Here is a 257-nt window from a genome sequence, read left to right as displayed (position 1 = left end):
GTCCAGCACCGACTCGCCTTCGGCGGTACACATCAGCGCCATCATCTGGGCCTGAAGGTCGGTCGGGAACCCGGGGAAGACCTCGGTCTTGACGTTCACCGCCCGCACCCGATCATTGCGCCGCGCAACCTTGAGCCCCTTTTCGGTTTCCTCAACCGAAATCCCGGCTTCGTCCAGCTTTTCGGCAAAAGCCGCCACCAGTTCCATGCGACCGCCCAGGCACTCGACCTCGCCGCCGGCAATGGCCGGTGCAATCA

The 257-nt window shown here is 63.8% G+C and carries 1 protein-coding gene; it reads right to left on the bottom strand.

Going from position 1 to position 257, the window contains the following annotated elements; genetic code table 11:
* Positions 1-243: carboxyvinyltransferase (locus tag Q4528_RS14630; RefSeq protein ID WP_512700999.1), on the bottom strand; the 243-nt coding region annotated here is incomplete at its 3' end.
* Between the last annotated feature and the right edge of the window lie 14 nt (positions 244-257).

The sequence above is a fragment of the Staphylococcus pasteuri genome, from assembly GCF_030547725.1.
GTDB classification, from domain to species: Bacteria; Bacillota; Bacilli; order Staphylococcales; family Staphylococcaceae; genus Staphylococcus; species Staphylococcus pasteuri.
The sequence above is the reverse complement of the archived record's forward strand: the minus strand, read 5'-3'. Positions and strand labels throughout refer to the sequence as shown.